This window comes from Stutzerimonas kunmingensis, assembly GCF_014764705.1.
In the GTDB taxonomy this organism is placed as follows: Bacteria; Pseudomonadota; Gammaproteobacteria; order Pseudomonadales; family Pseudomonadaceae; genus Stutzerimonas.
This window is the reverse complement of sequence record NZ_JACXXG010000026.1, coordinates 1-12,737: the sequence shown is the minus strand read 5'-3', so window position 1 is coordinate 12,737 and position 12,737 is coordinate 1. Positions and strand designations below refer to the sequence as shown.

The 12,737-nt window shown below is 60.3% G+C and carries 11 protein-coding genes; 8 read left to right on the top strand and 3 right to left on the bottom strand.

Translation table 11 applies throughout. The features are described 5' to 3' along the window. From IEG05_RS17380 to IEG05_RS17355, 6 genes are all read left to right on the top strand, one after another. The gene (locus tag IEG05_RS17380) at nucleotides 1–1,233 is read left to right on the top strand and encodes an oligosaccharide flippase family protein (RefSeq protein ID WP_191122440.1); all 1,233 of its coding nucleotides are present in this window, start codon (nucleotides 1–3) and stop codon (nucleotides 1,231–1,233) included. 64 nt (nucleotides 1,234–1,297) lie between these two features. After that, nucleotides 1,298–2,548 (top strand): Coenzyme F420 hydrogenase/dehydrogenase, beta subunit C-terminal domain, encoded by a 1,251-nt coding sequence (locus IEG05_RS17375; RefSeq protein ID WP_191122439.1) that lies wholly within the window; start codon nucleotides 1,298–1,300, stop codon nucleotides 2,546–2,548. Nucleotides 2,549–2,592: 44 nt separating this feature from the next. Next, nucleotides 2,593–3,846 (top strand): hypothetical protein, encoded by a 1,254-nt coding sequence (locus tag IEG05_RS17370; RefSeq protein WP_191122438.1) that lies wholly within the window; start codon nucleotides 2,593–2,595, stop codon nucleotides 3,844–3,846. Continuing rightward, nucleotides 3,806–4,681 (top strand): glycosyltransferase family 2 protein, encoded by an 876-nt coding sequence (locus IEG05_RS17365; RefSeq protein ID WP_191122437.1) that lies wholly within the window; start codon nucleotides 3,806–3,808, stop codon nucleotides 4,679–4,681. Before IEG05_RS17370 ends, IEG05_RS17365 begins: the two co-directional genes overlap by 41 nt. Then, nucleotides 4,674–5,441, top strand: a complete 768-nt coding sequence (locus IEG05_RS17360; protein WP_036998962.1) for a WecB/TagA/CpsF family glycosyltransferase — start codon at nucleotides 4,674–4,676, stop codon at nucleotides 5,439–5,441. Before IEG05_RS17365 ends, IEG05_RS17360 begins: the two co-directional genes overlap by 8 nt. A 448-nt stretch (nucleotides 5,442–5,889) precedes the next feature. Then, on the top strand, nucleotides 5,890–6,990 hold the full coding sequence (locus tag IEG05_RS17355; RefSeq protein ID WP_044314203.1) for a polysaccharide biosynthesis/export family protein: 1,101 nt from the start codon (nucleotides 5,890–5,892) through the stop codon (nucleotides 6,988–6,990). Between the two features lie 239 nt (nucleotides 6,991–7,229). Here the strand turns inward: IEG05_RS17355 and IEG05_RS17350 are convergent, their stop codons facing one another. Further along, the gene (locus IEG05_RS17350) at nucleotides 7,230–8,414 is read right to left on the bottom strand and encodes a thiolase family protein (protein WP_191122436.1); all 1,185 of its coding nucleotides are present in this window, start codon (nucleotides 8,412–8,414) and stop codon (nucleotides 7,230–7,232) included. A gap of 417 nt (nucleotides 8,415–8,831) precedes the next feature. Continuing rightward, on the bottom strand, nucleotides 8,832–10,331 hold the full coding sequence (gene pap / locus IEG05_RS17345; RefSeq protein ID WP_191122461.1) for a polyphosphate:AMP phosphotransferase: 1,500 nt from the start codon (nucleotides 10,329–10,331) through the stop codon (nucleotides 8,832–8,834). A 334-nt stretch (nucleotides 10,332–10,665) separates the two neighbouring features. On the opposite strand from pap, the gene IEG05_RS17340 reads away from it, so the two are divergent. Further along, nucleotides 10,666–11,403, top strand: a complete 738-nt coding sequence (locus tag IEG05_RS17340; RefSeq protein ID WP_191122435.1) for a 4'-phosphopantetheinyl transferase family protein — start codon at nucleotides 10,666–10,668, stop codon at nucleotides 11,401–11,403. 183 nt (nucleotides 11,404–11,586) lie between these two features. After that, nucleotides 11,587–11,994 (top strand): PA2817 family protein, encoded by a 408-nt coding sequence (locus IEG05_RS17335; RefSeq protein WP_014820800.1) that lies wholly within the window; start codon nucleotides 11,587–11,589, stop codon nucleotides 11,992–11,994. A 126-nt stretch (nucleotides 11,995–12,120) separates the two neighbouring features. Here the strand turns inward: IEG05_RS17335 and ihfB are convergent, their stop codons facing one another. After that, nucleotides 12,121–12,405 (bottom strand): integration host factor subunit beta, encoded by a 285-nt coding sequence (gene ihfB / locus IEG05_RS17330; RefSeq protein ID WP_003292908.1) that lies wholly within the window; start codon nucleotides 12,403–12,405, stop codon nucleotides 12,121–12,123. Between the last annotated feature and the right edge of the window lie 332 nt (nucleotides 12,406–12,737).

Below are 12,737 nucleotides of genomic sequence, written 5' to 3'. Positions count from 1 at the left end.
ATGCGCGATCACGCCCTGATGGGGGTTACCACGGCGGCCCGCACCGCCGTGCAGCTCGGCACCCTGCTGATCCTCGCGCGAACGCTGGGGCCGAGAGACTTCGGCTTCATTTCGATCGTGATCACCTGGTCGACCATCGTCGCCCTGGTGACCGACTACGGCTTCGGCATGCGCGCCTTGCGCGACATCGGCGCCGAGCGCCATCGCGCGGGCGAGATCATGTCCGCCAGCCTGGCGGCGAAGTCCGTACTGGTACTGCCGGCCTGCATCGTGCTGCTGCCGATCATTCTGTTCGTCCTCGATCTGCACACCACCGAGCGCTTCGCCGCAGTGCTGTTCCTGCTCGGCACGATTGCCTCCTCCTATGGCGACCTTGGCCTGACGGTGTTTCGCAGCATTGGCCAGTTCCATCGCGAGACGAAGATCGTGGCTGCGACGGCACTGGTGCATTTCGTCCTGATCGGCGCGGCGATCCTGCTGCGCAACGATGTGCTGGCCATCGGCGCCGCCTTTCTGGTGTCACGTCTGATCTACGCGACTTTCGCCCTGCGCGCGCTGTCGAAGATCCTCGAACTGGGCGGCATCCTGCGCAACTCCTGGAAGGTGCTGGCCGAGCGCTTCAGGTCTTCCACCAGCTTCGCGGTGGACAGCGGTGCGACCAACATCTTCGCCCAGCTGGACGTCATCCTCGTCAACCACCTCGCCGGGCGCGAAGCCGCAGGCATCTACTTCGCAGGCTCGCGCCTGATCCAGGGCGCGGTGCCGTTCAGCGTGCTGCTGGCCAGCGTGCACATCCCTCGTTTCGCCTACCAGCTGCACAACAAGGCCGCCGGGCTGGCCCGCTATGGCCTGCGCATCCTCGGCGAATACGCGGGCATGGGACTGGTGTTTGCCCTGGCGTTCTTCTTCATCGGGCCGCTGTTCACCGACTACTTCCTCGGCGCCGAGTACGCCGAGCTGAACACCCTCTGGCTGGCCTTCGCCTGCTTCACCGCGGCACGCTTCATCGCCGCCGGCCTTGGCGTACAGCTGATGGCGATGGGCACAGGCTTCCTACGCACCTTCGGAATCATCGCCTCGGGCGTGATCACGGTGCTCTGTTACTGGATTTTCATCCCCTCGCACGGGATACAGGCGGCTCCCTGGGTGTCCACTCTGGGCATGGTCGTCCTGACGCTTATCTACGGTTATGCGGTGTTCAACATCTATCGCAAGCGGCGCCAGCCGGCATGACCGAACTCGTTAAATACTGCCGGTCGCGCATCGCGCTCGACCGGCCGCTCAAGGGAAGGCAGGTATGAAAGCTTCATTGAATCGCGTGCTGAACAACGACTTGTGCAGCGGCTGTGGCATGTGCAGCTCGGTCGCAGACGACGACGCTATCAAGATTCGTCTGACTGGCGATGGCTATCACCGTCCGGTCCTCAACAGCCAGTACCAGAACAAGCCGGTGGCCAACGCGCAGACCAGCGCCGCTTTCGCCAAGTCCTGCCCGGCGCTGAATCTGGATATTCGCCCGTACAAGTCGGAGAACTACCACCCGATATGGGGCGAGATCCTCGACACTCTCAAAGGCTACGCCGCTGATAACGAGATCCGTCAGGCTGGCTCGTCCGGCGGCGTGATCTCGGCGCTGGCGCAGTATTGCCTGGAGAACAAGCTGGTCGATGGCGTGATCCAGATCCAGGCTTCGCAGACCGATCCGCTGGAGAACGTCGCCACCATCAGCCGCTCGCGGCAGAACGTCATCGCCTCTTCCGGCTCTCGCTACGCGCCGGCCAGCCCGGGCGAAGCGCTGAGGTGGGTGGCCATGTCCACCGAGAAGTACCTTTTCATCGGCAAGCCGTGCGACGTCGCCGCCGTGCGCCAGATGCAGCAGCACAACCCGCGGCTAAAGGAGAACATTCCCTACATCGTCTCCTTCATGTGCGCCGGCACGCCGAGCCTGCAGGGCACCGAGCAGGTGCTGGACAAGCTGGAGGTAAAACGCAGCGACGTCACCGCCTTCCGCTACCGCGGCGACGGCTGGCCGGGGCTGACCAAGGCCACGCTGAAGAATGGCGACGAACGCACCATGACCTACAACGATTCCTGGGGAAAGGTGCTCAACCGCCACCTGCAAACCCGCTGCAAGATCTGCCCGGACGGCATTGGCGAATTCGCCGACATCGTCTGCGCCGATGGCTGGGAAGGCGATGAAAAGGGCTACCCCTCCTTCGAGGAGCGCGAGGGCAATTCGCTGATTCTGGTACGCACCGCAAAAGGTCGCGAACTTTTTCGCAACGCGGAGGCTGCTGGCGTTGTCAAAGCCGAGGCTTTCGATACGGGCGGCATCTTCTCCATTCAGCCGTTCCAGTACTACCGCCGCACGACGATCCTGCCGCGGCTGCTGGCGATGAAGCTGCTGTTGCTCAAGACCCCTACGTACAAAGGCTTCGAGCTTGGCAAAGGGGTAAAGGAGATCGGGTTCTACCAGAGCTTCAAGGCGTTCACCGGTCTCTTGGTGCGGCGCAAGAAGATCAAGAAGCGGGCGCTGGAAACAGCTTGAAAGGCTGTGGCGCTCAAGGAACCAATACCTAAGGACTCAGGTTGATGACGAATTTCAGTTCACGCTTCTTCTTTTTTCCGTTGCTGATACTGGCACTGATACTGCACTTCTCGGTGTTTGGTGACAGCCCGCACAACCCCTACGGCATCAAGGGGCTGAACGAGCTGTACCTGGCAGTCAGCATCGTGTTCACCATTCTGCTGTTGCTGGCATCGGCGGAAAACGCTCCGCGTGAATTTCGCATCCTGATGTACTACTGCCTGTACAGCACGGTCGTTTTTCTCTTGATGCCGGCGGTTTTCGCCTATTTCACCTACGGCCAACCGATCGTGTTCGGGCTCATCGAAGAGCGCCGCGTGCTGTTCTGCCTGGGCTTTGCGCCGCTGTTGTTCCTCGGCAAGCGCGTCAGCACCCTGCAGTTCGAACGCGCCCTGCTCTATGCAGCCTTGGCCGCCGCGTTCTTCTCCTGGTGCTTCAAGTTCGGTGTGATCCCCGACATGCGCCCGGAAGTGCGCTCGGATGACCGCCCGGATCGATCATCAATCGGTCCGTACCTGATCTGCCTGGCGTACTTCTACTGCATCCAGATCTGGTCGAAGGGCGCCTCGCCGATCAACGGGGCCGCGCGGAACAAGACCTTCTATCTAGTGATCGCCGCCCTACTGCTGCTGACCCTGGTGTTTGCAACCCAGACGCGCCAGCTGATCGTCCTGTGCCTGGCCTTCACCCTGTTCTGTCTGCGTGCCAAGGCCGTCATCTGGGCGGCTTCGCTATCGATTCTGCTGTCGCCTTTCTATTTCTACCCGAGCCTGCTGGAAATTCTCGGGCTCAACACGGAGTTCTACGACAGCACGCTGGAAGGCGTGGAAGACGGCGCCCGCTCGGTCACCATTTCTCTGATCTTCGACCATCTGGATCAGGTCAACTGGCTGCCCAGCGGCTCGCTTTCGCTGATGTGGCAGGACGGCTTCATCCCGTACTTCGGCGAGCACTTCTTCCTGTCAGATGTCGGAATCATCGGAACGCTGTTCCGCTTCGGCTTTCTGACCTTCCTCATCGTCCCGATGACACTGTTCGTCTATCACCGCATCGCTAAGAACATTGCCACCGACATGACCTTCATCTACTCGACGATGCTGGCCTTCTTCGTCATCTGGCCGCTCAACGGATTCTTCGAATACGGCCAACCGGTTTTCGCATTGCTGTTCGTCATTCACGCCCTCAGGGCCCGTCACCTTCGCCGCCAGGAACCCATCCATGAACGTCGCGCTTATCCTCAACTACAAGGCAGCTACTGAAACCATCAGTTGCGTTGAGAGCTTGCTCGCTCATTGCCCGGCTCTCAACCATGTGGTGGTCATCGACAATGACTCCCAGGATGGTTCCGTGGTGGCATTCAACCAGTGGCTGGAAGCGCAGCCGCGCCACAACGTTACCGTTCTCGCCAACCCGGAGAACAACGGCTACGCCGGTGGCAACAACTACGGCCTGCGTTGGGCGCTGGACAATCTGCCAGTGACCACTTTCTGGATCGTCAACAACGACACCTATGTCGACAGTGATGCCTTTACACCGTTGCTCGATGCGCTGAAGGAGAACGATCGCCAATTCGTCGGCTCGGTCATCCTCAGCGCCGACACCGGGCGCCTGGAATGCTACGGCGGCGGCAAACTCTACCCGCTGCTGGGCAAGGCCAAGCTGCTGGGCAAGGACCAGACCCTCGAAGCCATGGCAAATACCAGCGAGCAGCCGGATTACCTGATGGGCTGCAGCCTGGCGTTCTCGGCCAAACTGGTCGATCGCATCGGCCTGATGGACGAGGCGTACTTCATGTATTCCGAGGAAGTCGACTGGCAGTTCCAGGCGAAGAAGAAAGGCGTTGCGATCCGCGTCGTGCCGAGCAGCCGGCTCTTCCACTACGGCTCGCTGAGCTCGGGCGGCCGCTCGGCCTTCTATCACTACTACCGCAATCGCGCCGCCACCCGATTCAACAAGCGCTTCTACGGCCAGGGTTTTGCCTTCGCGTCGGCCTGTTTCCTGTCGGCGATCACCGTCATCAAGGAGTTCAACCACCCCAGCCTCGCCTGGTCCGGCATCAAGGGCGCCTTCAAGGGAGTAACGATGAGTGTCTAACGAGACTAACCACGCGTTCGGTGTGAATTTCTATACCGGCAGCAAGGCGACGCTGCTGAACTGCATTCGCGAGGGGGTCAAGCAGCCCTACTCGTTCGTGGTGACCCCCAATGTCGACCACCTAGCGCAACTGCAGGATAACCCTGCACTGCGTGAGGCTTACGCCAAGGCTCGCCTGCGCCTGTGCGACAGCCGAATCCTGCAGCCACTGCTGCAGCGCCTCGGTGTACAGATCGAAGAAGTGATTCCGGGCAGCGACCTTACCGTCGACCTGCTGGAATGGGCAGACCGCGAGCGCCTGCGCATCGTCCTGATCGGGGCGACCGAAGAGGAATGCGTCAAACTGCGCGCGATCTACCCCGGAATCACGCTCTATCACCACAATCCACCGATGGGCTTCATCAATCGTCCGGATGAAGTGCAACGGGCATTGCAGTTCGTTCGGGAAAACCCGTCCGAACTAGTGCTCTACGCAGTCGGCGCGCCGCGCCAGGAAATACTTGCCAGTTCCATCGAAAGTCACGAACGGACCGGTATGGGCTTTTGTATCGGCGCATCCATTTCGTTTGCTACCGGCAGTATTAAACGGGCCCCGGTGTGGATGCAGAACTGCAAACTCGAATGGTTGCATCGCATGCTTTCCGAACCCAAAAGGCTGGTTAAGCGCTACGCACATGACGCGATGTTCATAGTTCCGGCATTCATGCGGGAAAAAAACTACCGCGTGCAGAAGGCCAAGCCGGCGAAACAGGACAGCTAATCCCAATGATCGAAAAATTGGGCGCAATTGCACTGAACGACGGTGAACCCAGCGAAATCGAGACGGTCTATCCCTTCTGTGTGAGCGTGACAGGATGGCAATTCAACATCTAACTAACCATGAGCGCCATCCCGCCTCGGTGGTAACGCAGCAGCCGTATGTGAAGAACTTAGGAATTAAACCTGCCCAACCAAACAGCCGCTGACTTTACAACCAGGAGGGAAATAAAAACGCGTCTACGTAGCTGAATAGATAGCTGCTGGAGATGAACAATTCAGGAAGGAGAGAAACTTTGGCTACCGATCCAGTTTGGTCGCTGAGGAGTGTGGAGTGATGACTCCGGTCCTCTTGGAAAGGCGAAAAAAATACTCAAACGCCTCAGGCAGAAAAGTGAATCAAGCCGTCTCACTCTTTGAACAACAACCACTCCGTCAAGGATGAACAACCCATGAAACCATTTATCGCTCTAGCTTTTACTTCCGCCCTGGTATTGCAGGGCTGTGCGTTCGCTCCCGGCCAATACCTCGATCCCGATGAGTTCAAGGAAGGCGCCGAAGCCGAGCACGGCACCGTTCAGCTGATCCGCATCACCCCCGAAATGCTCAAGGGTCACCTCGCCTCTGACGCGGGCACCTCCAGCAAGCAGGAACTGCTCAACTACAAGCCCGGCGCCTACCGCATCGGCGCCAACGACCTGCTCTACATTACCGTCTGGGACCACCCGGAGCTGACCGCGCCGTCCGGCCCGCAGCAGCAGCTGGATGCCAACGGTCGTCTGGTACGCCCCGATGGCACCCTGTTCTACCCGTACATCGGCAACATCGAAGCCGCGGGCAAGACCATAGAAGAACTGCGTGCCCTGATTGCGCGTCGCCTGACCAACTACATCGACAGTCCGCAGGTCGATGTATCCATCCTGCGCTTCGGCAGCCAGCGCGTCGTCGTATCCGGTGCATTCGACACCGCCGGCGAAGTCCCGGTGACCACCGCTCCGATGACCATCACCCAGGCTATCGGTCAAGCCGGTGTGGATACCGAAACCGCGGACCTCACCGGTCTGACGCTCAAGCGCGACGGTCGTGAGTACATGCTTGACATGGATTCGCTGAACCGCCCGGACTCGTGGCTGCACCAGGTTTACCTGAAGGACGGCGACCAGCTGCACCTCCCGTACAACGACCAGCGCAAGATCTACGTGCTGGGCGAGGTCAACCTGCCACAAGCGCTGTCGTTCAAAGCCACCAGCATGAACCTGATGGACGCGATCGGCACCGCAGGCGGCATTCGTCAGGAGACTGCCGATGGTGAGGCGCTGTACGTGATTCGCGGTGCTGAAGACATGATGACCGAGCCGGCCAAGGTCTTTCAGCTGAACGCCGAGTCGCCGACCGCCCTTGCCCTGGCCAAACACTTCCCGCTGCAGCCGCAGGACGTCGTGTTCGTCGGTCCGGCCAACATCACTCGCTGGAACCGTTTCATCAGCCAGCTGCTGCCGTCGGCTAACGTTGTTGGCATCGGTGCCGCAGCGGAATACAACATCAACCGCTAAGCCGCACTGCGTGATCGTCTGACGATCACTTAAAAAAAGCCGCAGAGTCAATCGATCTCTGCGGCTTTTTTGTGCCCATGCTATGCATCTGACAACTACCAGACGCCTGTCAGATACAAGCCCTTGTGCGGCCAGCCGATCAGGCTCGATAGCACGGCTCGGCTTTATCGCGGGCCAAAAGAAAACGGGCTTGCTACGGCTTCGTAGTAGGCCCGTCTCCAGACGGTATCACCAAGCTGTTAGCGCACGGCTTCGAACAGGCCGGCAGCCCCCATACCGCCACCGACACACATGGTCACCACGCCATAACGCAGGTTGCGCCGCTGCAGCTCACGGACGATATGCCCGGCGGTGCGCGACCCGGTCATTCCGAACGGGTGCCCGATCGAGATCGATCCGCCATTGACGTTGTACTTCTCGTTGTCGATGCCAAGCGTGTCGCGGCAATACAGACATTGCGATGCAAAGGCCTCGTTGAGTTCCCACAGATCGATGTCGTCGATCTGCAGCCCCTTGGCCTTGAGCAGACGCGGCACGGCGTATACCGGCCCGATGCCCATCTCCTCCGGCTCACAGCCTGCGACGGTGAAACCACGGAAAAAGGCGCGCGGCTTGAGGCCAAGTTCGATGGCCTTGTCCAGGCTCATCACCAGCGTCATGGACGCGCCATCGGACAGCTGCGAGGCGTTGCCGGCGGTGACCGAGCCGTCTTCAGCGAACACGGGCTTGAGTCCGGCCAGGCTTTCCAGCGTGGTGTCCGGGCGGTTGCAATCATCTCCCTCGACCACACCCTGATGCACGGTGCGCTCGCCGGTGTTCTTGTCCTCGGTGTAGTACTGGACATTCATCGGCACGATTTCATCGCTGAACAGCCCATCGGCCTGCGCACGCGCAGTACGCTGCTGGCTCTGCAGCGAGTAGAGATCCTGCTGCTCGCGAGTCACGTTGTAACGGCGTGCCACCAGTTCGGCCGTCTGGCCCATGGTGTGGTAGATGCCCGGCACACGCTCCTGGATGATCGGGTTGAACAGGTGATCGGTGTTGCGGCTCTTCAGGGTCAGGGTGATCGACTCCACCCCGCCGGCGACGATGATATCGCTGCAACCGGAGGCGATCTGGTTGGCCGCGACGGCGATGGCCTGCAGGCCCGACGAACAGTAGCGATTGAGCGTCATACCGGCGCAGCCAATGCCCAAACGGGACAGCACCGCGACGTTGCGACCGATGTTGTAGCCCTGCGCGCCCTCGTTAGAGCCAGCACCGACGATGCAATCCTCGACGAGTGCGGGGTCGAGATCATTGCGCGACAGCAACTCATTGACGCAATGCGCGGCCATGTCATCAGGACGGGTCATGTTGAACTTGCCACGGAAGGACTTGGCCAGACCGGTCCGTACGCTATCGACGATCACTACTTCACGCATGGGATACCTCAATTATCGAGGCGGTCGCGGGGATGTTATGACGGCGCTGGGCGCGCGGATTGTTCCACGACCGCTGGGTGGACGGTGAACCGAGCATAGTTCCGGCGTCGCTAGCGTGGCGACGACCATTCAGCAAGCATATGCACGGCCATCGCCTCGCTGGCCGGCACCCTTTTGCGCAGGCTTGCCAGCAATCCCGTAGGTGAGCGCATAGCGCCTGACCAGCGGCCTCGCTGATTCGCGGGCAAGTCCGCTTCCACAGAGGCGTGGTGCGCCGGATCAGGGATCGTTCCTAACGCTTAACAGGGCAGCGGAATCACCCTTGCCCACAGAAACGACACGAACGACAGGCACAGGCCAGGTGTGGGAGCGGACCGCGAACAACCCACCGGCAGCTCCGCGGTCACAGGGTCGCGGTCAACGCCCCTTCTCGATCGCCGCCTCCAGCGCCTCATTCAACGTTCGCAGCACCTTCACCCTGGCGAAGCGCTTGTCGTTCGCCTCCACCAGCGTCCAGGGCGCGATCTCGGTACTGGTGCGGTCGACCATATCCGCCACAGCGTGGCCGTACTCATCCCAGCGCTCGCGGTTGCGCCAATCCTCCTCGGTGATCTTGAAGCGCTTGAAGACTGTCTCCTCGCGTTCCTTGAAACGCTTGAGCTGGGTTTTCTTGTCGATGGTCAGCCAGAACTTCACCACCACGATGTCGGCATCGACCAACTGCTCTTCGAAGTCGTTGATTTCCGAATAGGCACGCAACCATTCATCCGGGGTGCAAAAACCTTCCACCCGCTCGACCAGTACGCGGCCATACCAGGAGCGATCGAAGATGGTGAACTTTCCGCGCTCCGGTACATTCCGCCAGAAGCGCCAAAGCCAGGGCTGCGCGCGTTCTTCCTCGGAGGGCGCGGCGATCTGTATGGTCCGGTACATGCGCGGGTCGAGCGCGCCGGTCACGCGACGAATCGCACTCCCCTTGCCCGCCGCATCATGTCCCTCGAACAACGCCAGCACGCCCCGCTTGCGCAGACGGCGATCCCGCAACAACTGCGACAACCGCGCCTGCTCCTCGGCGAGCTGCTGCTGGTAGTCGTCCTTGGTGAGCTTCTGGCTCAGATCCAAGCTGTCCAACAGGCTCAAATGATCCAGATCGATCTGTAGCGGCGCCGAATGCGGCTGCGACGCCGCCTGCCCAGGCTGCTCCGCGGCGGCCAGCGCGGCCTGCAGGCCTTCGAGCAAGATGCGGCCGACGGTCAGGCTGCGATAACGCTCGTCCGCACCCTCAATCACATACCAGGGCGCAAAATCCCGGCTGCTGAGCCGCAGGATCTTCTCACCGTGGCGCACGAACTTGTCGTAAGTCTTCGACTGTTGCCAATCCAACGGGCTGATGCGCCAGCTGTGCAGCGGGTCATTCTTCAGCGAATCGAGCCGGGCGTTCATACGCTCCTTGGACAGATGGAACCAGAACTTGAAGATCAGCGAGCCCTCGTCACAGAGCATCCGCTCCAGGCGCTGCGCCCGCGCGGTGGCGAGTTTCAGCTCGGCACCATCGATGCGCCCGTGCACACGATCCTCGAGCATCTTGCTGTACCAGTTGCCGAAGAAAATCCCGGTGTGGCCCTTCGGCGGCAGGCGCCGCCAGAAACGCCATGCCGGTGGATGCGCGAGCTCTTCGTCGCTGGGCACATCGAAGCTGTCGACACGTATCAGCCGCGGATCCATCCACTCGTTGAGCAGCTTGATCGTTTCCCCTTTGCCGGCGCCCTCGATGCCATTGATCAGTATGAGGACCGGGAACCGTGCCTGGGTCTTAAGCCGGTACTGCGCCTGCAGCAGCGCTTCACGCAACTCTGGCACCGCCGCATCGTAGGTCTCCTTGTCGATGGAGTGACCAATTTCGGCTGATTCGAACATCGCTTTCTCCGTCCAGGTGATGCGCTCAACCCTAGCAGGCACCCTGAAGGCATAGCGAGCAGCGCGTGAAAAAATAACCGCAGCCTTGATACGGTCTATTCCTCCTGAAGCGGAGCTGCAGCCGTTAGCAACGATGGCGTGCAGTTGATTTGCACACCCTCTCCCTGCGGGAGAGGGACGGCGGGAAGCAGTCCAGATGCCAAGCATCAACCTGGAACGGGACCGATGCCGGTGAAACAGCGCGCTGAGCAAGGGGTAATCCGCCAGGCGAAGTACGGCGCGTCCGCCGCAGCGCGATCACATCCAATACCTGCCTTGAGGCAGAATAGCGACCATGAACGATCTGCCTTCCTACCCGCGCTGCTGCACGCCACTCACCGACCACTGGCCGCTACCGCAAGCCTTGGCGGGTGTCAGCCTGATGAGCACACGCTTCGACCCGGCATTGCTCGATCCTGAGGATTTTGGCCGCTGGGCGATTCCCGCACAGAAAGGCGTCAGCAAGCGGCAGGCAGAGTTTCTCGCTGGACGCTTGTGCGCTCGGGAGGCCCTGCGAGGCCTGACCGGCACTGCATTCGTGCCGCCAGTGGGTGAAGACCGCGCACCGCAGTGGCCGCGCGGCGTCGTTGGCTCCATCACCCACGGCGCAGGCTGGGCAGGCGTCGTGGTGGGTTCCAGCCAGCAATGGAGCGGGCTGGGGCTGGATATCGAGCGCCTTCTTGCTCCCGAACGAGCCGACCGCCTGGCCGCCGAAATCCTCACACCCCGCGAACTGGAACTCTACTCTCCGCTAAACGAAGACGAGCGCTCCGAACTGGTAACCCGAACCTTCTCGTTAAAGGAAAGTCTGTTCAAAGCACTGTATCCGCTGGTGAAGCGACGCTTCTACTTCCAGCATGCCGAAGTGCTGGACGCCACTCATCAAGGAGCTGCGCGCCTGCGTTTGTTGATCGATCTATCCGCAAACTGGCGCAACGGCATCGAGCTAGGCGGCCAGTTCACTACCTTCGAAGGCTACCTGCTCAGTTTGGTCAGCATTCCAGCCCAGCCTGGCTCGACCAAACCAGGCTAGTACGTCGCCCTGTTGGCGAGCCGCTAGAAGGCTCGCTTTCTGGCGTAGCCAAGCTGGCGGCCCAACAATCGCCTCATCCGAAAAACCGAACCCGCGGGCTTTCAGCGAGTCAACCAGACACCCCAAATCACTGGCGCGCACGCCTATAATCGCGCCTTTCTGAAAACCGACACAGGTGAACACATGGCCAATCCATACCACGATCACAACCTGGCCCTGCTGGCCCATCTGCGCGGCATCCTGCTCGCCATGGGCGAGGCCGAACAAGTCTCGGAAGAAAGCCACGCACTGTTTCTCGAACGCTTCGACGAGCTGATCATGAATCTGCAGAACGTCCCGGAAGAGCGTCATATGGGCCAGGACCTGATCTGCCAGGTTTTCCACCGCTATCCCCAAATCGCCCACCTGGTTCCGCGCGATTTGCTGTGGTACTTCGGCGGCGACTGCCTGCACTTCATGCCGGATGACGAGATCGCCGTCTTCCAGCAACTCGAAGAGCGCCGCTACGAAGCCGAGCAGAACGACGAACCGTTCGACTGGAACCGTGAAAAGCAGCTGCTGAGCATGCCGGATGAGGGTGCACGACACTAAGCTTTCACCTTCAACACCGTGAGGCTCGACTCGGCTTCAGCGCATTCGTGCATTTGATACTTGAGATGGCACTCTGCGATGGGCCCGGCAGAGATATAAATCCACATTAACGACGCTGCAGGAAATTTATTCCTCGTCATTCACCCGATCCCGCAACTCCTTCCCAGGCTTGAAATGCGGGACGAATTTTCCGTCAAGGCTGACGGATTGGCCGGTTTTGGGATTGCGGCCTACGCGGGGGGCGCGGTAGTGCAGGGAAAAGCTACCAAAGCCGCGGATCTCGATCCGGTCGCCAGTGGCCAGAGCCTGAGCCATTTGCTCAAGCATGGTCTTGATGGCCAGCTCGACATCCTTCGACGACAGCAGCCCCTGCTGGGTGACGATTCGCTCGATCAACTCCGACTTGGTCATGGTTTTCCCTTCGTTTTCAAGCGGCTAGATCATTCGGGTTGCGGTCGTTTGTAGCATGTTGTTCAGAGTTTGAACAGCCCGAGCGGGATTGACGAGCAAGGAGTGCTTCGTTTATCGGAGCACGACACGGAATGCAAAGGGACGGATGAGTAACCAGTCCTTGGCGTGATCGATGGAAGCAAGAGCCGAGGTGGATCTTTCTTTGGGATCGGGTAGGAGGCGGCCTCACGGCCGCCGTCCTCCCACACCACCGTGCGTACGGTTCCGTACACGGCGGTTCAGGCCATGCGGTTAAGCCGATTGATCGTATCCAGTATCGAGACCAGTCCAAG

What these genes read in the sequence shown, in the direction of transcription:
- IEG05_RS17380 (WP_191122440.1), top strand. Translation starts at nt 1, where the DNA reads ATGCGCGATCACGCCCTGATGGGGGTTACCACGGCGGCCCGCACCGCC.
- IEG05_RS17375 (WP_191122439.1), top strand. Translation starts at nt 1,298, where the DNA reads ATGAAAGCTTCATTGAATCGCGTGCTGAACAACGACTTGTGCAGCGGC.
- IEG05_RS17370 (WP_191122438.1), top strand. Translation starts at nt 2,593, where the DNA reads ATGACGAATTTCAGTTCACGCTTCTTCTTTTTTCCGTTGCTGATACTG.
- IEG05_RS17365 (WP_191122437.1), top strand. Translation starts at nt 3,806, where the DNA reads ATGAACGTCGCGCTTATCCTCAACTACAAGGCAGCTACTGAAACCATC.
- IEG05_RS17355 (WP_044314203.1), top strand. Translation starts at nt 5,890, where the DNA reads ATGAAACCATTTATCGCTCTAGCTTTTACTTCCGCCCTGGTATTGCAG.
- IEG05_RS17350 (WP_191122436.1), bottom strand. Translation starts at nt 8,414, where the DNA reads ATGCGTGAAGTAGTGATCGTCGATAGCGTACGGACCGGTCTGGCCAAG.
- pap (WP_191122461.1), bottom strand. Translation starts at nt 10,331, where the DNA reads ATGTTCGAATCAGCCGAAATTGGTCACTCCATCGACAAGGAGACCTAC.
- IEG05_RS17340 (WP_191122435.1), top strand. Translation starts at nt 10,666, where the DNA reads ATGAACGATCTGCCTTCCTACCCGCGCTGCTGCACGCCACTCACCGAC.
- IEG05_RS17335 (WP_014820800.1), top strand. Translation starts at nt 11,587, where the DNA reads ATGGCCAATCCATACCACGATCACAACCTGGCCCTGCTGGCCCATCTG.
- ihfB (WP_003292908.1), bottom strand. Translation starts at nt 12,405, where the DNA reads ATGACCAAGTCGGAGTTGATCGAGCGAATCGTCACCCAGCAGGGGCTG.